We start from the raw sequence: 20,792 nt of genomic DNA, 5'->3' as shown, positions 1-20,792 counted from the left end.
TGGCAGATCGACGCGGCTGGCCGGGGCTGACTGCATTGTGGCAGTCCGCCAAGCGACCCACGCCGACCTTCGGCCCGCGGGCCTCTACTCGATCGTGATGCCGCCCACCAGCACCACGGTGGTCGGGTAGACGCCCGAGCCGTTGGCCACCGACAGGTTGGCGCCGCTGGTGAGTGTGCCGTCGGACAGCGCGATGCCCCCACCCACCCCCTGGAACGACAGCTGCGACACCGGTGACTTGGCCAGCGCGTCGGCCACACTGCTGGCGGCGCCCCCGCAGTCCTGCGACAGCGCGAAGGAGCTCCATGGCAGCGCATAGTCGGTGGCCACGGCGGCGGCGGCGGTGACCACGCGGCGCAACTGCAGCCGGCAATCGGTGTTGGCGCCCGCGGTGAAGCGCTTGCCCAGGTCGGCGACGATCATGACGTTGTGGTTCGGGGCGCTGAACCACTCGGCGTTCACCCCCAGCTTGAACTTCAGCTGGGTCTGCGCGCCCACCTGCACGCCAGGCGTGTCCACGCCATTGACGAAACCACCGGTGAGGCCGGGCGCCTGCACATAGACGCCCATGAACAGGTCGGTGGCCGGCGTGGCGGTCTGGTGGTAGTAGAAGAAGTAGCTCTCGGCGGCCGTCTTGGTGGGCGTGAACTCGCCACCGCTGCCGCAGTTGGCCGGGTCGCCGTTGCAGGTGAAGCCGTCCAGGTTGCTGCCGCTGAAGCCACCGAACTCGCCGCCCTCGACGGTGCGGTTGCCCGACCCGAAGCCGCTGGCAAAGACCAGCGCCGACGTGCTGCCGCCGCTTGGCAGCGGGTAGACGATGTCCTCGATGTAGTAGGTGCGCGCCGCACCCACTGACGCGCCCGGTGTGCCGAAGTCGAAGAACACCGACAGGCGGTCGTAGCTGGCGGCCAGGTCCAGGGCGGCCGTGCCGGCCACCGCGTTGGCGAAGTTGAAGCTCAGGGTCTGCCAGCCCGAGGCGGTGCTCACCGTGGCCTCGGTCTCCACCGACTTCGCAGCGTTTGTCGAGTCCTCCACCTTCATGCGCACCGGGATGCCCGCCACCGGTGACCAGACGCGCGCGGTGATCGTGGTCTTGCCCGCAGCGAAGCCGATGCGCGGGATGGTGCTGCCAGCCGCGATGGAAATGGTCGTGCCGGCCCACAGTTCGGCGGTGGCGCTCTTGACGATGCGTGCCACCTTGTTGGCGGCGTTGGCGGGATCGGCCGCGATGGTGGCGTCCTCGGCGCCGCCGAAGCCGGTCAGCGTGGGCGCGCTGGCTTCGTCCATCGTGATGGTCTGGCTGGCCGCAGCGCCGGCGCAGGTGGCGCTGAAGCGGCTGCCCACGAAGCTCAGGTCGTCGAGGTAGTAGGTGCGTGCGCCGGACGTGGCGCCGGGGGTGCCGAAGTCGAAGAAGATCGACGCCTTGTCGTAGGTGTGGGCGGTGTTCAGCGCCGGCGTGCCCGACACCGGTCTGGCGAAATCGAACACCAGGGTCTGCCAGCCCGCGGCCACCGAAACCATGGCCTCGGTTTCCACCGTTTGCGCGCTGTTGGCCGAGTTCTCCACCTTCAGGCGCACCGGGATGCCGGCCACCGGCGACCACACGCGTGCCGACAGCTGGGTCTTGCCGGCAGCGAACGGCAGCCGGGCGATCGCGTCGCCGGGGCACATCACCAACGTGGTGCCCGCCCACACCTCGGCGGTGGCGCTCTTGACCACCCGGGCCACCTTGTTCGCGGCGTTGGTGGGGTCCGCCACCACGCTGGCATCCTCGGCGCCGCCAAAGCCGACCAGTGTGGGCGCGGTGGCCTCGTCGAAGCTGACCAGCGAGGTGCGCGCCACGGTGTAGAAGGGCTTGCTGGCCGAGGTCTCGACGTTGGCGGTGCCCACGGCGTCCGTGACGCCCGCGGCGACCACGGTAACCTCGACCGTGCCCGTGGTGTCCGGCGCGGGCGTCACCACCAGCGTGGCGCTGGTTCCGGAGAGACGGGTGAAGGCCCCCTTGGTGCCGCCGCTGACCGTGATGTCGTCGGCGGTGAAGCTGGTGCCGACGTCCACATTGAACGTGAAGGTGAAGGTGATGTCGCCGGTGGCCGTCTCGTCGCTGATGTTGTTGCTGATCGTCACCACGGGCGCGGTCGCCGTGACCTCGTTGCCGCCGGTCTGCGGAGCCGCACTGTCGTTGCCGCCACCGCAGGCGGCCAGGGTGAACATCAGCGCGACGGCCGCCGTGGCGGCGAGGGTCTGGCGCGGGCGACGGGTCGTCATGGCGGTGATCCTGGGTGTCGGTGCGGTGAAGGCCATCGGGGGGATGCGCAGGGCGGTCAGGCGCCGTCGGCGCGGGCCAGTCGGCCGGGGGGCACCTCCAGTTGCCGGCCGTCCGAGAAGCGCACACGCAGCGGCTGGCGACCGGCATTGAAGGCCAGGTAGGTGCGCTGCCCATCGGGGCGGCGGAAGACCTGGTAGAGCGTGGTGTCGGCGGTGATGCTGGTGTCGGGCGCGCCCATCGCCACCAGGCTGAGCAGGAAGTGCAGCGTGTGGCTGCGGCTGTCGCCGGCCTCGACGGCGCCCCAGCGGTCCCAGCCGGCCAGCGCGGCCTCGGGATCGGCCAGTGCACCGTACTTGGCGAAGATGTCCTGCCAGATGTCGGGCGGATCGAAGCGCTTGCCGCGCTCGGCCCAGATCTTCTGCTCGTCCTTCAGCGACGCCAGGTTGCGCCGGATGTAGTCGGGGTGGCTGGCGAAGTAGGTGGAAACGGTGGTGATCGGCAGCAGGTTGATGCCGGTGATCTGCCGCGGCTCGTCGATCCACCAGGTGTTGTGCGCGTACTTGCCGCCGAAGACCATGCTGACGTCGGCGTTGCGGTACTCGGGCGCGAAAACAATGCGGTGCAGGTCGAACCAGTAGTGGCGCACCGCCTCGGTCTCGGTGACCAGCATCCATGTGCCCAGGTCACGCAAGGCCGCGTCGCCGGTCACCTCGCCCCACAGGATCAGGCCGGTCCAGGCGTTCAGCGCCTCGCTGGACGACTCCTGGTTGTTGCCCCACTCGCCCAGGCCGATGCCCGAGGCCCAGCTGTGGCCCTCGTAGGGGTCGAAGGTGCGCAGGAAGGGAAAGTCGGCGCGCCCGCGCTCGGTGGTGGCAATGTCCTTGACCAGCAGATCGACCATGTCGCCCCAGCGACCGCGGGCCGCCCAATCGGGGTCACGCAGCCCGATCTCCGCGATCGCGCGGATCCAGTAGCCGTAGTGGAAATGGTGGTCGTTCATCTGCACCACCGCGAAGTACTCCTCGGGGTAGCCCACCACCGTGCCCATGGCCTGGTCCCAATGGAAGAAGCGCCGACGGTCGGTGCCTGAGAACCACTCCTCGACGCGCTTCTTCAGCAGGCCCAGCAGGCGCTCGGCGCCCTCGCGGTCGCCCTGCTGCTCGCAGACATCGAGCATCTTGACCAGGCGCAGCAAGCCCTTGCCCTGCCAGTACGGCCCCTCACCGCCCTGTTGCAGCATGCGGTGGGCGTTGCGCACATCGGCCTTGAGGGCCTCGCGCAGGTCGCCCACGCGCGGGCTGCTGTCGGGCACCGCAGGCCAGTAGGGCACGAAGCCGGTGTAGCGGCTGGTGGTGGTGAAGCGCTTGTCGGCCAGCAGCTTCATCGGGCCGCGCAGCGTGGCGTAGGTCGGGCCAAGGCGGCCCTCGACGCTGGCGTTGCCGTGCCAGTGGTGCGGGTACAGACCTAGCAGCGGCATGGTCTCGCTGCCCTCGAGCGCTTGGGTGGTGGCGGTGAAGACGGTCTCGACCCGGCCGCTGGCGCGGTCAACGCTCCAACTGACCCGGGTGTCGGTGACCGCCGCATAGGCATGTCTGAGCAGCAGGGCCTGGGTGGCGGCACTGTCGTCGGGCAGGGCCGCGGCGACCAGATAGCCCGGGCCGGCCGGCAGGCGGGCGATCCATTCGGTCGGCGCGGCCTGCTCCCACTGCACGCCGGTCGGGCCGTACAGCGCGTAGGGCGTGCCGGCCACCCGCAGCAGCAGCGCCCGTGGGTCGGCCGAGGACAGGCGCTCGGCCGGCGACTTCAGGCGCACCCGCAGGTCGCCGCGGCCGATGCGCAGCCAGACGTAGGGGCTGCCATGGGCCACGGTGGCGTCGAAGCGGTCGGCGCCTCGGCCCATCGCGATATCCACCGCCCAGTCGCTGGCGCCGGCCAGCAGGGCCCGGCCGGGCTCGAAGGCCGTCGGCGCGATCAGCAGCGCGTCGTGGTGGGCGTAGTGGATCTCGACATCGCGGCGCTCGGTCGGCACCACCGCCTTCTTCGGCAGCGACACCTCCAGCCCGGCGGCGGTGGGTTTGGCGGTCAGCGGCAGCGCATGCAGCGCCTCGGGCTTGTCGCTGAAGATCAGCGTCGAGTACCACTGGTTGGTGGGCGCGGCGCGGCGCGCCATCGCCTCGGTGCGGTGCGGGGCGCGCGGCACCGGGGCGTTGCCGCGCGGGCTCAGGCTGACCCGCCCGGCACCGAGCGCCACCGAGTCTGCCTGTGCCCAGGCGGCGGTGTGGACGGTGCCCCAACCGGCGCCCAGCGCGGGCATCAGGGCCAGGAGATCGCGGCGGGTGAGGCTCATGGCGAGGTCTCGAACGCCCGGACTGGGCAGTGGGAGGATTGTGTATGAAAGCGCTTTCAGCACTATCTGTCGTTTTCCCGGATATCGTCGATCCGAGGTTGCGGGAAAACACGGGTGGCCGATCCGTTGACTCGTGAGGGTATCGGGCCTATCGTCTGAAAGCGCTTTCAGCCTCGAGCCCGATTCCGGCCCTGTCGCCGATCTGCCCAGCCTGGCTGCGCCCACCTCTGCACCGTCGTCCCGAGGGCCTCCATGCCGCCACCGAACCGCCTCCTCCCGCTCCTGCAGCGCCTGCCACGCTCGCAGGGGCGCCGACGCGCCCGCCACGCGCTGCTGGCCCTGGGCGCCACGCTGGCCACGGTACCCAGCGTCGCCGTGGAACTGGGACCGTTCAGCCTCACCGGCTTTGCCAAGGCTGAAGCGACCAGTACCACCAATGTCTGCGAGGACTGCCAGCGCGAACTGGGCGAGAACCGGCAGCGCGTCTGGGCCGACGACCTGGCCTTCGGCAAACCGTTTGGCACGCGCGCCGATCACGTCACGCTGTTCCAACCCTACCTGGGCTACAAGCAGCGCGTGGGCGGTGGCTTCGAGGTCTTCGGCCTGCTGAGCCAGCGCTGGCGCGACGGCAAGGTGGACCTGGACGGCTGGCTCTATGAGCGCAACCTGGGCGTGGCCCACGAGGACTGGGGCCGCCTGACGATCGGCGCGATGACCACCCGCGGCTGGAGCGTGCCCGACTACCCCTATGCCTTCAAGGCGATCGGCTCGGACTTCTGGGGCGGCGGCGTGGGCTCCTCCACGGCCTGGAGCGACAGCGGCGCTGCCTATGGCCTGTTGAGCCGCGCCGTGCGCTACATGTCGCGCCCGGTCGAGATGTTCGGCGGCGATGTGCTGCTGGAGGCCACCTACGACTTCGGCAAGTCCGGCTGGACACGCAACCGGCCGTCCTTCCTGGAGCTGTACGCCAAGTACATCGGCCGCGACCTGCTGGTCGATGTGATCGTGCAGTCGGCCAAGAACGGCGAGCCGGTGGCCTGGGGCAAGGCGCCCTTCGGTGGCCTGACGCCCTTCCCGGCCGACGACCCGCTGCTGGGCGGCTCCAGCCAGGGCATGGCCATGCTGATGGTGCGCCACCTGCTGAACCCGCAGCTGGAGCTGTCGGGCGGCGTGCGCTTCAACCGCTGGAGCGGCGCCTATGCGGTGCAGACCACGCCCGGCGCGCTGGGCCGCTGGAACAACATGTTCAACGTCGACTGGGGCGGTGTCGACGCCAACGGCGTGCCCAATCCGGGCTACGCGGCGCGCTCGACCGACGGCATGCTGGGCGTGCGCTACCGCTGGGACGACCAGCTCACGCTGGGTGCCGGCCTGGTCTACCTGGGCCGGGCCAGCACCAAGAACCCCAGTGAGCGCGGCCAGAGCAACACGCTGAGCGTGGCCAGCGCCAGTGTCGGCTACACGGTCAACGAGCACATCAACCTGTACGCCTCGGCCAGCGCCTACCAGTACGGGCGCAAGGGGCTGGCGCCACTGTCGATGCCCGCCAACGACGCCTTCACCCGCATCGATTCGCGCGTCGCCACGCGCGGCAACTCGGTTGCCGTCGGCGTCAACTTCACGTTCTGAGGCCTGTCATGCATCCTCGACTCACCCCTGATCCTCGGCGACTGGCCCGCTGGACGGCTGTGGCCGCGCTCGTCCTGGCGGGCAGTGTGCTCGCACTGGCCGGCTGCGGCGGTGGCAGCAGCGGCGGCTACACCGAGCAGGCCGTCTCGCAGACCAGCGAGCGGCGTGTGCTGCCCAGCAGCCTGATGACGCGCGCCGCGGTCAACTACTCGCCCTACCGCACCGCGGCCAATGCCGACGACCTGGCCAACGAGGTGATCACACCGGCCCATGTGCTGGAAGACCTGCGACTGGTCCAGGCCACCGGCATCGGCACGATCCGCCTGTTCAGCAGCCGCGCCTTCGCCCGCACCGTGCTGGAGGTGATCCGCGACAACGCGCTGGACCTGAAGGTCTACCTGGGCGCCTACCCCAATCCGGTCACCGGTGATGCCGCCGAGGCCGACAACCTGGCCGAGCTGGACGCCTGCATCGCGCTGGCCAAGGACTTCCCCGACACCGTGGTGGCGGTGAGCGTGGGCAACGAGACCATGGTGGAGTGGTCGGCCCACAAGATCGCGGTGGCCGACATGGCCCGCTACCTCAAGCATGTGCGCGACGCGATCACCCAGCCGGTCACCACCGACGACAACTTCCTGTTCTGGGCTTCGGTGCCCAAGGCCATCGCCGAGGTGGTGGACTTTGCCGCGGTGCACGTCTACCCCTTCCTCGACACCTACTACAACCCCACGGCCTACGACTGGCGCCAGAAATCGGTGCCTGAGGCCGAGCGCGCCCAGGCCATGATCGACGCGACGATCACCGAAGCCAGGTCGCAGTTCGAACGCGCTCGCCAGGGCCTGGTCAAGCTCAACCTGGGCAGCCTGCCGATGCTGATCGGCGAAACCGGCTGGGCCGCGGTGGACACCGGCGGCGGCCCCAACCTGGCCTTCCGCGCCCACCCGGTGAACCAGAAGCTCTACCTCGACGCGCTGCAGACCTGGGTGCAGCAGGGTCGGCAGGACGCGCAGGGCCCGAAGGCGATCTTCGTCTTCCAGGCCTTTGATGAGCCCTGGAAGCAGGGGGACGACGGCTGGGGCCTGTTCAATGCGCAACGCCAGGCCCGCTATGCGGTCCAGGCGCTGGGCACCTGCGGCGTGACTTGGGCCTGCGAGGCCGGCAGCTACACCGATGCCGATGCCACGAAGTGGGTACCGCCCACACTGGCGCCGGCCGTGAGCACCGCGCGCTACACGCTGTTCGCCGACACCGCCACCGCCGACGACACCTTTGCCACCGGCCTGCGCTGGGACCCGTTCGCCTTCACCGGCTACCGCGAGTCCGCCACCGGCCCGGCCTCGACCGACGGCGGCGTATCCCTGGAGATCACGCCCAATCCGCTGAACTACGGCTGGGGCCTGTTCCGCTACTCGGGTGCAGGCGTGCTGGAGAACCTGTCCAGCTTTGCCAATGGCCGGCTGAACTTCCAGGTGCGCAGCGATGGCTACCCCGGCAAGATCGAGGTGGGCATCACCACCGACACCGAGGACCGTGACATCCAGGAAGCCTTCCTGCAGGTGGCCCCCGGCGACTACGGCTACTGCAACAACGGCAGCTGGTGCCAGGTCTCGATCCCGGTCAGCGCCTTCCTGGCCGTGAATCCGAAGCTGGACCTGCGCTACGTGAACTTCCGCTTCATCGTCGCCGACCGCTTCAGCTTCACCGGCAAGCCGCTGGACTACACCGGCCTGCCGACGCTGCACATCGACGACCTGCATTGGTCGCGTTGATGACCCCGGGCGCTGCGCTTCAGAGGGTGCTCCGTGCCCGCGACGACGGCCAGGCGCTGCGGCGGTCGCCGCAGGCCGCGCCGCGCGCCGGCTTTCAGCCCGCCGAGGGTCATGGCGACAAGCCGTGCCGCGTGCACATGACCAGCCGCAACGTCGAACTGGCCATTGATGGGCTGATCCACCCGGCCGGGTTCCCCTTGCCTGCGCTGGCCAAATGTGGGCGCGCCCGCGCCCGATAGTCTGTTGCCCATGTCCGCCACCCCACCGCACCGCGTTCCCTTCCGCAACAAGGTCGCCTTCGGCCTGGGCATGCTGGCCAACCAGATGTTCCCCGCTGCGCTGGGCATCTTCATGGTGGTGCTGGTGCAAGACATGGGATTTCCCAGCTGGATGTGGGGCATCCTGTTCTTCGTGCCACGGATCTTCGACTCGGTGATCGATCCGGTGATGGGCTTCATCTCCGACAACACGCGCTCGCGCTGGGGCCGGCGTCATCACTACGTCTTCCTGGGCGCGATCGTGATGGGCATCTCGTTCATCGCGATGTGGCAGCTCTACCGCGACGACAGCATCACCCGCAACTTCATCTACTTCCTGTTCTGGTCGCTGGTGTTCTACGCCGGGTTGACGCTGTTCAGCATTCCCTATGTGGCCATCGGCTACGAGATGAGCGACGACTTCCATGAGCGCACCAGCATCATGGCGGTGGCGCAGTGGATTGGCCAATGGGCCTGGGTGATCGCCCCGTGGTTCTGGGTGGTGATGTACGACCGCAATTGGTTCGACAACGCCGATGCGGCCACCCGCCACCTGGCCTGGTGGGTGGGCGGCATCTGCATGCTGCTGGCGATGGTGCCGGCGCTGTTCATTCCGCTGCGCTCCAGCGTGGACGACACGCACCTGGTACCGCTGACCTGGCGCAACCTTCAAGGCGGCGTGCGCGAGATCCTGAACGGTTTCAAGGAGGCCTTCGGGTCACCGCCGTTTCGCAAGCTGTGTTTCGCCACCTTCCTGATCTTCAACGCCTTCAACACGGTGGCGGCGTTCTCGTTCTTCATCGTCGTCTACCACCTGTTCGGTGGCGACACCGCGGCGGCCGGCATCTGGCCCACGCTGTTCGGCAGCATCGGCGCGCTGATCACCACCTTCGCGGTGATTCCCACCGTGGCCTGGATGTCGCGCAGGATGGGCAAGAAGAACGCCTTCATGCTGTCGCAGGGCATCTCGGTCATCGGCTACGTGCTGCTGTGGTTCCTGATGGTGCCGGGCCGGCCCTCCCTGTTCATCATCGCGCTGCCCTTCTTCTCGTTCGGCATCGGTGGGCTGTTCACGCTGATGATGTCGATGACGGCCGATGTCTGCGACCTGGACGAACTGGCCACCGGCAAGCGCCGAGAGGGCATCTTCGGCGCGATCTACTGGTGGATGGTGAAGTTCGGCTTCGCGATCGCCGGTCTGCTCAGCGGTGCGATCATGAGCCTGGTGGGCTTCACGCCTGGCGCACCGGCACAGGCCGCGGGGGCGGTGGATGGCCTGCGGCTGTTCTACTCGGGCGTGCCGATCCTGGGCACGCTGCTGGCCCTGTGGGTGATGCGCGACTACGACCTGGACGAGCAGCGCGCCGCACAGGTGCAGGCCGAGCTGGCGCGGCGCGGCTCAACCAGGGCCGCGGAACCCGGATCCCCTGCGGCTTGAGCACGACGCCTGACCGGCCACCATCAGCAGGCCCGACAGCGTCGACAATCGGCGCATCGTCACCCAAGACCACCGCCGTGAAACTCGCCACCTGAACTGTGCATGAGGGTCCCGAGCGATTCCAGGATGTCCCAGCTTGTCCTGATTGCCCTATACGTGACAACAACTTAGCGTCACACCTTGTCTCGAGAAGTTCCGACCGATTTCTTGAGATCTCGATCGGCTGGGGGTATGGTTGGGGGTACGGATCGATCGATACCCCCATGCTGACAACCCTTCAGATCAAGTCGGCCAAGCCGTCGGAACGTGCCTACAAGCTGGCCGACACAGGTGGGCTGTTCGTTCTCGTCCAGCCCAACGGCTCGAAGCTCTGGCGCTACAAGTTCAGACTGGACGGCGTCGAAGGTCTGCAGGCGCTTGGCGCGTTCCCCGAGGTCACGCTCGCCGACGCGCGGCACGCCCACGCAGAGTCTCGCAAGCTGGTCGCAAAGGGCGTTCACCCCGTCCAAGCGCAACGCGATGACCGCGAGCGCCGTGCCCAGGCAGAACTGCACCGTGTCAAAGGCAGCTTTGGCGCGGTGTGTGCCGACTGGAATGCCGCGACGGGTGCTGACCTTCGGTCGGCGACGGTCCTTCAGCGCAACAGGGAGATCGAGAAGGACCTGACACCCCGCTTCAAGGATCGGCCGATCTCCAGGATCACGCGCCTCGAACTGACCACTGCGCTGAAAGAGGTTGAGGCGCGGGCGCCCGAGGTCGCACGGAATCTGCGCAACTACCTATGGGGCATCTTCGAGTACGCCATCGATTCCGGGCTGATCGCCGACAACCCAGTGCCGCCGGTTCGCGTGCTCCGCAAGAGAAACCAGGGGAATCACCCTGCCCTGTCGCCCGCCTTGCTCGGTGAGTTCCTGCGCAAGCTGGACGCCATCGACACGATCCACGAGCAGACCCGGATCGCGATGCTGCTGGTCGTGTTGACGGCCTGTCGCAAAGCCGAAGTCATCGGAGGCAAGTGGAGCGAGATTGACCTGAAAGCCGCAGAATGGGAGATCCCCGCCAACCGGATGAAGGCTGGCCGCGCACACTGGGTTCCACTGTCGCGACAGTGCTTGGAACTGCTCAACGAATTGCGCGAACTCGTCCCGGTTGGCAGTGTCTACCTGTTCCCCAATCGACGCGATCCCAATCGGCCGATGGCCGATCGAAGTCTCAACGCCCTCATGGAGCGACTGGGCTTCAGCGGCGACGGTACACCGCACGGCATGCGAGCGACCTTCAGCACGAATTTCAATGCGGCCGGCGCGAACGTCGACGTTATTGAACACTGTCTGGCCCATGCCCCTGGCAACCGAGTGCGTGCGGCTTACAACCGACATGCCTATCAGGCTGAGCGGCGCATCATGCTGCAGACATGGGCTGACCGAGTGGACGAACTTCGCGCAAGTCCGCCGGGCACGCAAGTAACTGGTGTGCCGCAGCCAATGATCTGCGAGAGGTCCTGCTGAGGTCACAGCGCGGCGAAGCGTCGATTCGGCCGGGGAGTTCGTCGACCTACGCATCTGGTACAAGCGCGGTAAAGCAGGCGACGTTAGAACTTTGCTCCTACAGACTGGTGCGCGGCAGTCTTAATTATGTCAACTAGCCTGCGAAATAGAGGGTTTACCATTAACTCCGATGTGCAGCTGAGGTCGAGCCAGAATTTCGCTACAGCGGGGTCCCTTTGAATTCAGTGCCAAAAATGACGGTTCGTGCCTGTCCGCACAGTGAGCATTGACGCGAGGTTCGTTTTTCGGCCGCCGCCAAGTGCTTGTCAGGCAACGAGTTTCTGTTGGTCCTCTGATCGGCCGCTGAAGCCCTGTTTGCACGATCGGTTTCAGCCGACGGCGCTTGTTTTCGCTGTCGCCTGTGACGGCAGGATCTGCTGGGCGTAGCGCTCCAGCGGGAAGCGGAAGACGCCACGCAGGTTGATGCCCTCCAACCGTGTGGGTGCCACCCGGCCGATGAGCTCGGGCGGCACGATCTGGCGCCGGTTGGCCCAGCGATCCAGCACGGCCTGCATCTGCGCCGTGTTCCACGCCATCACGATGTTGTCCAGCAAGCTCAACGCATCGGAAACCGCCTGCATCTCGTAGGCGCGCCGGGCCTGCGCTGGGCCGACGCGGCCGGTATAGATCGCTCGCTTCAGCGCATTGACCGCCTCACCGCGATTGAGCAGCCGGCGCAACTCGCGGCGGAAGGCCTCGTTGACAAAGTAGTCGGCCAGGAATGCCGTGCGCAGCAGCTTGCCCAGTTGCACGCCGGCGTCATAAATCGGGTCGCCTCTGGCGGCCGAGCCGAACCGTGCCAGAGCGCTCACGGCGCTGGCATGCCCGCTCGACACCGAGGCCGCCAGGTGGACCAGACTGTCCCAGTGGGCTTCAATGAAAGAGGTGTCGATGCCGGCCTCACAGACCGCAGCGATCTCCTCGGGCACCTTCATGCCGCGCGGCACGAACAGACGTCGCTGCGTGAGCTCCTTGAGCCTGGGACACAGATCGAAGCCCAGCAGCCGGGCCAGGGTCATGGCGAAGTCGGTGTAGCCGTGGGTGTCCACCACCAGTTGCGTCGTCTCGACTCGCTCCTGCCGCACCACCCCCTCGATGGCCGCGCCGGCCTGACGTTCGTTGAGCACGATGGGCTGAGCGTGGAAGATGCCCCAGCGGTCACGCACGTGGCTATAGATGCCGATGGAGGCCGTCTGCCGCCTTGGATCCTGACGCGCCTGCCAAACCCGGCGGCTGGTCTCCAGGCTCATCCGGGATGAACAGCCGCTCCTGACCACGGAAGCTCAACGAATGCTCGACCCAGACAGAGCCATTGCGAACGGCGCGGCGCAAGGCCAACAGCGTGGCCACCTCCAGCGCCCGGAATGCCCGCTCCCGGTCGGCGTCGGCGATGTCCTGGCGCCAAGCCGCTCCCAGCCGTGCCGCCGTGAAGTCCTCCGGCAGGATCTTGTCGCCGCTCGCGTACTGCGTGCGCAAGGTGTCCAGTGCTTGCAGTGCAGGATGTTCACCCGTGGCCTTCCAGCTCAGGCTGCTGACGGCGACCAGGAGCGAGCGCACAGGGACGATGGTGGCGATCAGTTGCCGACGGATGCCCGACGCTCGACTCGGCGCCTTCTGTGCACGCCTGGCGGCAACCAGCTCAAGCAGCCTGGTGCGCAGTTCGACCGCAGCGGATTCGTCCTCGACCAGGTCCGTCAAATCCTCCAACAGCAATTGGTACTGCCTTGACCAGTCGACGGCGGCACCCGCCTCGTCGGCGCATTGGCGCCAGAAATCAGAAACGCGGCGCTGGAACATGAGGATGAACTGGTTCGTTGCCGTGAGCGGGCATTAACGCAGGAAGCAGGCCGACTCGACGGCTCGTGCCGGCTCCGTGATGCGCTCGCTGACCGAGGGCGGACGTGTGGACATGCGCCAGGCGTAGCGGCGCACCAGGGTGTCGTTGAGCTCGCTCAGGTGGCGATCCAGGCCCAGCTCTTTGAGGAAGGCGATGCGCTCGTGCACTTCAGCGATCTGGCGCGTGTAATGCTTGGCAGGCGTGCTCCACAACCAGCTCTGACAGTGCTGGCCATCCGGCCGGCACGGAGATTCGGACGGATGCCGCAGTGGTGGCTTCGAGATCGGCAAGTGCCGCAGCCACCAGGGCACGAATGACGCGCTCGTGCACGATGATCAGCCGGTGCTCGTACAGCCAGTGGCGCGCCCGCAGCAGCAGTCGCTCCTAGTAGGCAGTGTGCGCCACTTCGTCGCGCAGTTCACGCACAAGCGCGCGGCGTTGGTGTTCGCTCATCCAGGCAAAGCCCAGGACCTCGCAAGCCTGTCGCTGGTGGTCGAACAGGGTGCGGCCTCGGGTGTACAGCGCACGCAACGAGGCCAGATCGGGCGTCTCGATGTCCAGCAGTTGGCCCAAGTGGCGCAGCAAGGCCACTGGCACGGCACGAACGCTGTTCAATGGCCACCCGCTCATGCGCAGGAAGCCGATGTGCAGCGCCAGGCCGAGCTTGTGCTGGTCACCCCGGCGCCGCTCGATCAGCTCTTGTTCGGAGGGGCTGAAGCTGAAGAAGGCCTGCAGCTCAAAAGCAGAGATCTCGCGCGGCAGCTCACGCAGGCCCAGATAAGGTGCTTGCCAGCCCTGCATCGCCGCCGCTCCCCAAGAGTCGAAAGGCAGCCAAAGATACGCGAGGCCAGACCGAACAGCAAATCCAGTGGTATCAACGACTTACCGCTCAGGGCCCGCGCCGTTGCTGGGCAAACGAACCGTCAACTTTTTTGCACCGAAATCAAAGGGCCCCCGCGTTGGCCGGCGTGATCTTCAGCTCTCGGTTGAGCTTGTAGCGCCCATCCACGTTGCCGTGCAGCTTGTAGCCGTAGAAGGCCTTGCCGTGCTAAATCGTCCAGGGTGTGGGCCAGGCGCTTGGCGCTCTAGCCTTCCGGCGCATCGCCACGGTTGAGCGCCTCGCGTTCCTTGGCGTTGGCTTGCGCAATCGGGGCCTGCACGATGCTGGCGTCCACGATCTGACGGCCACGCGGAATCAGGCAATGCTGCTGCAGTTGCTGGCTCAGGGTCTCGAAGATGGCCTTGCCACCCAATCCACCTTGGGCCAGCCGCTGGCGAAACGCTCACAGTGTGCGGGCATCACGGATGCGCAGCACGCCGTCAAGTCGGCAGAAGCGCTGGAAGCTCAGCCGGTCAAGCACCTGATGTTCGCACTGTTCATCGGACAGGTTGTACAGGCCCTGCAGAAACACCATGCGCACCAGCGCTTCGGTGGGGTACGGCGGACGCCCACCCCTTGCTGCGGTCGGCCCTCGGGCATGCAGCGTCCACCGCTGCGGCCATCTCCGAGAAGTCGATCAGCTTGTCCATCGCCGCGAACGTCTGCACGTAGCCTTCGAGCTTGGCTTTGCGCCGGCGCACCAGGACCAGGTCCTCTGGGGCCTCTTCGGGGAAGAGGCTAAAGGGCTTGATGCGCGGCGTGAACATCTCGCCATGTTGCCGCAGCCTACGCCGCACGTGCGCGCGAAGGCTCGGCCATTAGAAGCACCCAAGAGGCGCGTGGCCTCATGCTGACGCGTCGCCGGTCGAGCGCCCAGCAATGATCACACGCCAGTCCGCGCCGGTGCGCGCCGTGAGTGTCTGTTTGATTCCATGCGCCAGCTGCCCGAGGCGATCATTGTCCAGCTCGTCGCCGTCCCGCAGCTGGGTATAGAGCGTGTGTGTCTCTCCGACTCTTTCGTAGCGATAAACTGGAAAGGCCCCCGCTTCCTGCAGTCCGACCGGAAACTGCGAATACACCGGGGTCCGCTGCAGGGCGGGATGCTCATCGAGAATGTCGTAGATTTCGTACTCGCCGATTACCCACGCGACGCCGGCAAGCACCGATCGGTCGATCCGACCTAGTAATTCCATGCCCGGTCTGCCTGTCGGGCACGCTGATGCGAACAGCCGCACCGCGTCGCCGGTAGCGTAGCGGACGAATGGGACGGCCTGCATGAACGGATAGTAGCCAGTGATCACGAGCCGTCCGACGCCGTCGGCAATCGGACGTCCAGTCTCGAAGGAAATCACCTCCGCGTAGCCGTACGGCTCAAGATGGTACCGTCGGCAGTGCAAGCACCGCCACGCGCCCACAATCGCCTCGCTGAGGCCGAATCGGTCGATCAAGTCGACGCCCCAAAAGCGCTCGATTTGCCGCCGCGCGTGGGCAGTGACGTATTCACTGGTCGACTGGAGTGTCAACAGCCGGGGCAGCACGGCCGCGTCGACCGACTGCTCGAGATACGCCGTCAAGCGTCGCACGGAGATGAGTCCGCCGCCGATGCCGGAGATTCGGTTTTCACGTGAATCGTGCACGTACGTCCGCATCAGCAGTTTGGCCGCGGTTTTGAGGCCGCTCAATGTGGTTACGCTGACGGGAATGAAGTGATACTGGGAAGGGAACTCGAGCACACGCCCATGCCACGGCGTCACCAGTCGCAACGCGAAGCGCTTGTCCGCCCGTTGCCTCGGCGGGGACATCGTCGATACGAACTCGTGGAGGTAGCGCTGTTCCTCTTCGCAGCGTTCGATGATGAGCGGCTCGCCGGAGGTCGTACCGCTAGTGAAGGTGGCGAAGGCGAAATTCGCCGTTGGCGTGCGGATCTCGTCGATGTGACGCGAGATGTCGTCGCGGTTCATGATCGGAATCGACTCGAATTCCTCGATCGGCACCAGGCTGCCGCTGTTCGATAGACCCGGAAGCGACCGTCGATAGAACGGCGACGAGCGCGTCGCCCATTGGAGCGCCTCGTGCACCATCCGGTGATGCAGTTGTATCCCGAGCTCGGGGACCGCCTGACGCATGCGGCCCGCCAAGGCGAAGTAGCTAGCCAGCCGTGGCGCGATCGACGTGACATCCATCGAAGGGTCACGAAGGTGCGCCATGGCGACCTTCGCCATTTCGAGGAGTGCGTCACTCATGGGCTAGCGGTTAGTTGATGTCGGCGAGGAACCGCTTGATGGCGCCGACGACGGTCGGGCAACACACACCTCTGTTCGGGTCGCAGATCACGACATCACGAGGCAGCGGCTGCGGAAATTCGCTCGGCTCGTCGTCAATGACGAGCCACGACTTAGGACGGACCCTATGAACCGTCCGGAGAATGGACTCCCATCGGCCCTCGCCGACCGTAACGCCGGCGAGTCTGCGGCCAAGCGGTCCGAGCATGATGCCAAGCTCCTCAACGCTCCTTACGTGCCGCCATGACGAGTGAATGTAGATGGCAACGTCGTCGGCAGGAACGATCACGCTCTCAAGCAGTATCGACCAGCGGAACAGGCCGCGACCTGCGATTTCGGCGCTCGCAGGCGTGGGTGTCCTCAAGAGCTCTGCCACCGCCCTTCTCGGGTGCAGGACTCCGTCGATGTCGAGGAAGATCACTTGCACGAACGAGCGGCCTCCTAGGCCGAGACAAGTCGCCAGAGATTACGCAGCAATACCGTGCCGTCTGCCAAGGAAATGGTTAGCCAAGCCGACCCGCCCACAAGGATGCCTCGGCGAGCCGTCAGGCGCCCGCCCGGAAATCACGCGCCCGTGTCTAGCACGGGAAGATGCAGCAAACCGATGGGGACCTTGACGTTCAGCGATTTGTCCAGTACCTGAACAAATCGTGCCGGGTACTTTCTCTGAAGCTCAATGAGCTCCGGCAGGGACATTTTCTCGACACTCTTGGATTCGTACAACCGGCCGGCACCCGCCTCTTCGTCCTCGTCCTGTTGCATCGTGAGCTCCTGTCGAATTGATGGCATCGCAAACCGACTCCGGCTGAATTATAGCCCTGACAATGGTTGGGGTGCAACCTCCTTGTGCCCGCTCTGCGTGGGGGCGCCGCCACCCTGCGGAACCTTGCCTTGGCTTAGGGAAGGTCTGCACAAAGCCCGCCCGAGCATTGCAATGCGCTGAACCGTTGGGAATGTGATGCCGCCAGCCTTGGATTCGCACGAGTCGGCAGCCTCAGGGCTGAGGAATCGTCGGTGGCGAGAGCCATTTGGCGGGCTGCGGACACACTCATGCCATCGCTCCGAGGAGTTTGCGCCGCACAAGCCACAGGTTGGCCAGCGCAAACAGCGTGTGCAGCTGCGCCGTTTTCTTGGCCAAGCCGCGGTAGCGAACCTTGGCATGCCCGAACTGACGTTTGACCACACGGAAGGGATGTTCAACCCGCGCCCTGATACCGGCCTTCACGCGCTCCAGTTGCTCGACCAATCGATCCATCGGATCGCTGGGGTCCAGCGTCTTGCGCAAGCCCGGTCGCATGGCGATGTGCCAGGTCACGTCGTCGCGGGCATCGGGCCGTTTGCCTGCGCCTTGGTATCCAGCGTCTGCAAAGACGTCGTGGTCGCTGCTTCGCACCAGGCTGTTGGCCTCAATGACATCGTTGACCGCACCACTCGTGCCCTTCACGGTGTGGACCAGACCCGACTCGATGTCCAAGCCGATGTGGCACTTCATACCGAAGTACCACTGCTGGCCCTTGCGGCTTTGCTTCATCTCCGGGTCGCGCTCACCGCTGCTGTTCTTGGTCGAACTCGGCGCCGCAATCAAGGTGGCATCCACCACCGTGCCGCTCCTGAGCATCACGCCCTTGGCGCTGAGCAGGTCGTTAACAGTCTGCAGGATCTGGGCAGCCAGCTTGTGCTTCTCCAGCACATGCCGGAAGCGCAGGATCGTGCTCTCGTCGGGCAGCCGCTCGTCCCAGCCTTCCAGGCCTGCGAACTCGCGAAACACCGGCATATCGTGCAGTGCCTCTTCCATCGCCGGGTCGCTCAGCGCGAACCACTGCTGCATGAAGTGAATGCGCAACATGGTCTCGGGCGAGAACGGCGGGCGACCACGCTTGCCTTCAGGGAGGTACGGCGACACCAAGGCCACCAGCTCAGCCCAGGGCACGACCTTCTCCATCTCCTCCAGGAACTCCCTGCGCCGCGTTCGCTTGGCCGTCACTCCCGGGCCCAGGCTGTGCTGTTTCATGGACCCAATCGTCTCAGGGCTTCACGTCGGCGCCAAGCACGGCGTGGGGCGATTTATGCAGACCTTCCCTAAGTGTTCTGGACCTCGGGCTCAGGCAAGCGATTGACGCCACGCCGTCGCAGCAGTCGGTCCAGCGCCGAGCGGCTCATCGCCGGTTCGATGAACTCACGCACCACCGCCAGCAAGTCGTCCAGCGACAGGCGCAGGTGCGTGCGAAGGTAGACGACGATCTCTTCCTGGCCGACGTTGAGCGTGGTCTGCAGCCGATGCGGCGTGTGGCTGCCGTCTTCGACCGTCGTGCGCTTGCGCCACTTGCGGATGGTGAACTTGCCCACGCCGAAGCGCTGCACCAACTCGGCCTCGGTGCCTTGCGCCTGCTGAATCGCCAGCCTGGTGGCCGGCGTGGTCGTCGCGTTCTTGTGCAAGCTGATCAGCATCATGGCCTCCGCTGCTTCAAGTCTGCCAGCAAGCCCTTCAGGACTTCCCGGCCCACAAGGATCGCATATCGGCTGCCGAGGAGCCAATCATCCGGGACACGACAGCTATTGAATGGGCTCATTCTTTGGCAATCGCAATCGCTCCAACCAAACGGCAACGCCGCGCAAGCTTTCGAGATCGTCTGCCGCCGCAAGCTTGACCATGTGGTTGATTTCGTCTGAAGAATACAGCAATGGTAGGTAGCGCGAGAGCGCTGTGCATAGCTCGCGCCGGTACACCTCGCCGACGGCGATGGCGAAGCCGCCGGTTAGCAAGATTACATCTGGCGCGTCGAACAGTACGACGACATGAAGCGCCTGAGCGAGATACTTAATTGAGCGCTGCAGAATTTTGCAGACGAAGACGTCGCCGGCCTGAATGCAGGCGACCGCGACTTCGTTTAACCGGACGTCGTCGATCGTGTCGATGGCTGCCCCGCCTTTAGCGAGCGTCGACCACAGCAACGACGCCTTGTACGCTTGCCCCCCGCTGGCGATCGCGGCGTTATGTCGGAGCAAACGGGCAAAGCCGACGCCCGAGGCGTAGTTGCCTAGGATGCCAGGCAGCAGTCCATTGGCGTTCCTCAGTGCCTCCGGTCCCTCGTCGACGACCGCAAGACCGATCTCGCCGTTGCGGCCGCTGCCTTCCATGACGACGCGTCGTTCGACCCTGTCGTAGATCTTGGATCCGATGCCACTGCCGACGCTGAGCGTTAGCACGGTACGCTGATCGGTGAAGCACGAGTCCTCACCATGGCGGATGGCAGCGGCCGTCAAATCGTTGAGAACGTCTACTCGCAAGCCCAACCGGGCGGAGAGTGCGGGGGCCGCGAGATCGCTTGCGCCGTCGCCCCAGATAGCATTCGTACGACCAATATCGCCATGCGCCGACACCAAGCCAGGAAAGCAAAGGCCGCATCGGGTGATGGATGGCCACAAGTTGCGCTTCGCGCGAACCAACTCAGCGAGCCACCTGATCCACTCCTCTTTGCGCGCCTCTGGTACGTTCCCGCACAACGCGCGCGTATCGATCGTCCTTACGCGCTCGATGTCGACAAACGATCCCCCACATGAGACGCCGAAGCGACTGAAGGTGTAACCGACATCGATGCAAAGCTGGTAGTCCGGCGAAAGTACCATTTTTCCTCCGGAAGGGGGGCGGGGTGGACTCGCTGAAGCTGCTTCTCGCAGACAAGGACGTCGGATTTACCCCGACGGTGGATTTGACCACCAAGTTGATGGACACGCGACAGCGCCGGATGCCGGATTCGGCAGCCTACAAGAGGGTCCTGATCGGAAGCGGCGCCGGTGCCTGCTTCGGATGGCGCTGCTCTAAAGGTGGTCTGGTAGCTTCAGCGGCATGCGGCGCCGTCGCATCCACGCTGGCTGGCAAGCTGTTCGATCAGCTGAATCTGCGAAGTTCGCCGCTTGCCCTCATCGAAAACCTACGCGAAAATGCGGCTCCGACTATGCGGGAAATCCAGGACTTGCTGCGGCAGTGTGATTCCTTGGTGTCATTGAAGGCCACGCGGATGAGTTGCTTTGGCGTGAGGTGATTTGCGCTCAAGCGGCAGCTTTGGGGCAACGCGATGCGGGGATTGGATGTTGCTTTGCGGGGGCGACTCCGCCGGCTCCGATGCGGAGTGAGGCCTCAATCCACAAAACCTAAGCCATGCCACCCCTTGTAAGCGTACCGCGCATGAGGTATGAGATGGTTAGGCGGCCGAGATCGGGGGCGTCCCGGTAGGCAGCGTTGGGTGTTGGCGGCAATCTGGCGGGTGGTTTGGGCGATCATCTAGCACCTTGGCGGCCACGTCGATGATCAGTGCCTGCTGGCTCAGGCACTGCGGTGATGATCGGCGTGGTCATGGGGAGCCAGATCTCACTCGCTCGCGATTGAAGTGAGGTAAGCGTCCGGCGAACCCGTCTTGAACTCTGCTGGGCGGCCGGTCACGATAGTGTCCACCAAGGAGGGCGGATTCAACCGATCGATGCAACACACTATGACCGCCTGGCGGAAGGAGTGTTGCGATGAAGCAGCGACCTCGGA

Annotated in this window: 15 protein-coding genes and 2 pseudogenes; 5 read left to right on the top strand and 12 right to left on the bottom strand. The window is 65.7% G+C overall.

Annotated elements, in window-relative coordinates; all coding sequences use genetic code 11:
- Positions 1-84 precede the first annotated feature (84 nt).
- Positions 85-2,268: an Ig-like domain-containing protein gene (locus KAK03_RS09035; RefSeq protein ID WP_210853571.1), complete on the bottom strand. Its 2,184-nt coding sequence runs from the start codon at positions 2,266-2,268 to the stop codon at positions 85-87.
- A gap of 56 nt (positions 2,269-2,324) precedes the next feature.
- Positions 2,325-4,616 (bottom strand): glycosyl hydrolase, encoded by a 2,292-nt coding sequence (locus tag KAK03_RS09030; protein WP_210853570.1) that lies wholly within the window; start codon positions 4,614-4,616, stop codon positions 2,325-2,327.
- A gap of 252 nt (positions 4,617-4,868) precedes the next feature.
- On the opposite strand from KAK03_RS09030, the gene KAK03_RS09025 reads away from it, so the two are divergent.
- The 4 genes from KAK03_RS09025 (at position 4,869) to KAK03_RS09010 (ending at position 11,217) form a co-directional block, all read left to right on the top strand.
- Positions 4,869-6,245 carry a TonB-dependent receptor gene (locus KAK03_RS09025; protein WP_210853568.1) on the top strand — a complete coding sequence of 459 codons (1,377 nt, stop codon included), beginning with the start codon at positions 4,869-4,871 and terminating at the stop codon, positions 6,243-6,245.
- Between the two features lie 8 nt (positions 6,246-6,253).
- Positions 6,254-8,014: a glycosyl hydrolase family 17 protein gene (locus KAK03_RS09020; protein WP_210853566.1), complete on the top strand. Its 1,761-nt coding sequence runs from the start codon at positions 6,254-6,256 to the stop codon at positions 8,012-8,014.
- Between the two features lie 249 nt (positions 8,015-8,263).
- Positions 8,264-9,709, top strand: a complete 1,446-nt coding sequence (locus tag KAK03_RS09015; RefSeq protein ID WP_210853564.1) for an MFS transporter — start codon at positions 8,264-8,266, stop codon at positions 9,707-9,709.
- A 263-nt stretch (positions 9,710-9,972) separates the two neighbouring features.
- Positions 9,973-11,217, top strand: coding sequence for a tyrosine-type recombinase/integrase (locus KAK03_RS09010; protein ID WP_210853562.1), 1,245 nt, complete (start codon positions 9,973-9,975; stop codon positions 11,215-11,217).
- Positions 11,218-11,585: 368 nt separating this feature from the next.
- Here KAK03_RS09010 and KAK03_RS09005 read toward each other — a convergent pair.
- The 10 genes and pseudogenes from KAK03_RS09005 to KAK03_RS08970 all read right to left on the bottom strand — a co-directional run bounded on the left by KAK03_RS09005 (position 11,586) and on the right by KAK03_RS08970 (position 19,882).
- A pseudogene (locus KAK03_RS09005) lies at positions 11,586-13,894 on the bottom strand (Tn3 family transposase).
- Positions 13,895-14,178: 284 nt separating this feature from the next.
- Positions 14,179-14,346, bottom strand: a complete 168-nt coding sequence (locus KAK03_RS24935) for a hypothetical protein (protein WP_247661055.1) — start codon at positions 14,344-14,346, stop codon at positions 14,179-14,181.
- Between the two features lie 30 nt (positions 14,347-14,376).
- Positions 14,377-14,508, bottom strand: coding sequence for a transposase (locus KAK03_RS24930; protein ID WP_247661063.1), 132 nt, complete (start codon positions 14,506-14,508; stop codon positions 14,377-14,379).
- The gene (locus tag KAK03_RS24925) at positions 14,471-14,740 is read right to left on the bottom strand and encodes a hypothetical protein (protein ID WP_247661076.1); all 270 of its coding nucleotides are present in this window, start codon (positions 14,738-14,740) and stop codon (positions 14,471-14,473) included. Before KAK03_RS24925 ends, KAK03_RS24930 begins: the two co-directional genes overlap by 38 nt.
- Before the next feature lie 78 nt (positions 14,741-14,818).
- Entirely contained in the window at positions 14,819-16,216 is a 1,398-nt protein-coding gene (locus KAK03_RS08995) for a phenylacetate--CoA ligase family protein (RefSeq protein WP_210853560.1), read from the bottom strand.
- A gap of 10 nt (positions 16,217-16,226) precedes the next feature.
- Positions 16,227-16,682: an HAD domain-containing protein gene (locus KAK03_RS08990; protein WP_210853558.1), complete on the bottom strand. Its 456-nt coding sequence runs from the start codon at positions 16,680-16,682 to the stop codon at positions 16,227-16,229.
- Between the two features lie 137 nt (positions 16,683-16,819).
- Positions 16,820-17,017: a hypothetical protein gene (locus KAK03_RS08985; RefSeq protein ID WP_210853556.1), complete on the bottom strand. Its 198-nt coding sequence runs from the start codon at positions 17,015-17,017 to the stop codon at positions 16,820-16,822.
- 286 nt (positions 17,018-17,303) lie between these two features.
- A complete protein-coding gene (locus tag KAK03_RS08980; RefSeq protein WP_210853554.1) occupies positions 17,304-18,266 on the bottom strand; it encodes an IS5 family transposase in 963 nt (320 codons plus the stop codon).
- Positions 18,267-18,355: 89 nt separating this feature from the next.
- A pseudogene (locus KAK03_RS08975) lies at positions 18,356-18,703 on the bottom strand (IS481 family transposase); the annotation flags it as partial.
- A 105-nt stretch (positions 18,704-18,808) separates the two neighbouring features.
- A complete protein-coding gene (locus KAK03_RS08970) occupies positions 18,809-19,882 on the bottom strand; it encodes an ROK family protein (protein WP_210853550.1) in 1,074 nt (357 codons plus the stop codon).
- A 23-nt stretch (positions 19,883-19,905) separates the two neighbouring features.
- Between KAK03_RS08970 and KAK03_RS08965 the strand changes: the two genes are divergently transcribed.
- Complete coding sequence (locus KAK03_RS08965; RefSeq protein ID WP_210853548.1) at positions 19,906-20,298, top strand: hypothetical protein; 393 nt, start codon at positions 19,906-19,908, stop codon at positions 20,296-20,298.
- Positions 20,299-20,792: the final 494 nt, after the last annotated feature.

This window comes from Ideonella alba (genome assembly GCF_018069845.1).
GTDB lineage: Bacteria > Pseudomonadota > Gammaproteobacteria > Burkholderiales > Burkholderiaceae_C > Ideonella > Ideonella alba.
This window is presented reverse-complemented; position numbering and strand designations above follow the sequence as displayed.

What these genes read in the sequence shown, in the direction of transcription:
- KAK03_RS08980 (WP_210853554.1), bottom strand. Translation starts at nt 18,266, where the DNA reads ATGAAACAGCACAGCCTGGGCCCGGGAGTGACGGCCAAGCGAACGCGG.
- KAK03_RS09035 (WP_210853571.1), bottom strand. Translation starts at nt 2,268, where the DNA reads ATGACGACCCGTCGCCCGCGCCAGACCCTCGCCGCCACGGCGGCCGTC.
- KAK03_RS09010 (WP_210853562.1), top strand. Translation starts at nt 9,973, where the DNA reads ATGCTGACAACCCTTCAGATCAAGTCGGCCAAGCCGTCGGAACGTGCC.
- KAK03_RS24925 (WP_247661076.1), bottom strand. Translation starts at nt 14,740, where the DNA reads ATGTTCACGCCGCGCATCAAGCCCTTTAGCCTCTTCCCCGAAGAGGCC.
- KAK03_RS09015 (WP_210853564.1), top strand. Translation starts at nt 8,264, where the DNA reads ATGTCCGCCACCCCACCGCACCGCGTTCCCTTCCGCAACAAGGTCGCC.
- KAK03_RS08970 (WP_210853550.1), bottom strand. Translation starts at nt 19,882, where the DNA reads ATGGTACTTTCGCCGGACTACCAGCTTTGCATCGATGTCGGTTACACC.
- KAK03_RS24930 (WP_247661063.1), bottom strand. Translation starts at nt 14,508, where the DNA reads ATGGTGTTTCTGCAGGGCCTGTACAACCTGTCCGATGAACAGTGCGAA.
- KAK03_RS09025 (WP_210853568.1), top strand. Translation starts at nt 4,869, where the DNA reads ATGCCGCCACCGAACCGCCTCCTCCCGCTCCTGCAGCGCCTGCCACGC.
- KAK03_RS09030 (WP_210853570.1), bottom strand. Translation starts at nt 4,616, where the DNA reads ATGAGCCTCACCCGCCGCGATCTCCTGGCCCTGATGCCCGCGCTGGGC.
- KAK03_RS08985 (WP_210853556.1), bottom strand. Translation starts at nt 17,017, where the DNA reads ATGCAACAGGACGAGGACGAAGAGGCGGGTGCCGGCCGGTTGTACGAA.
- KAK03_RS09020 (WP_210853566.1), top strand. Translation starts at nt 6,254, where the DNA reads ATGCATCCTCGACTCACCCCTGATCCTCGGCGACTGGCCCGCTGGACG.
- KAK03_RS08995 (WP_210853560.1), bottom strand. Translation starts at nt 16,216, where the DNA reads ATGAGTGACGCACTCCTCGAAATGGCGAAGGTCGCCATGGCGCACCTT.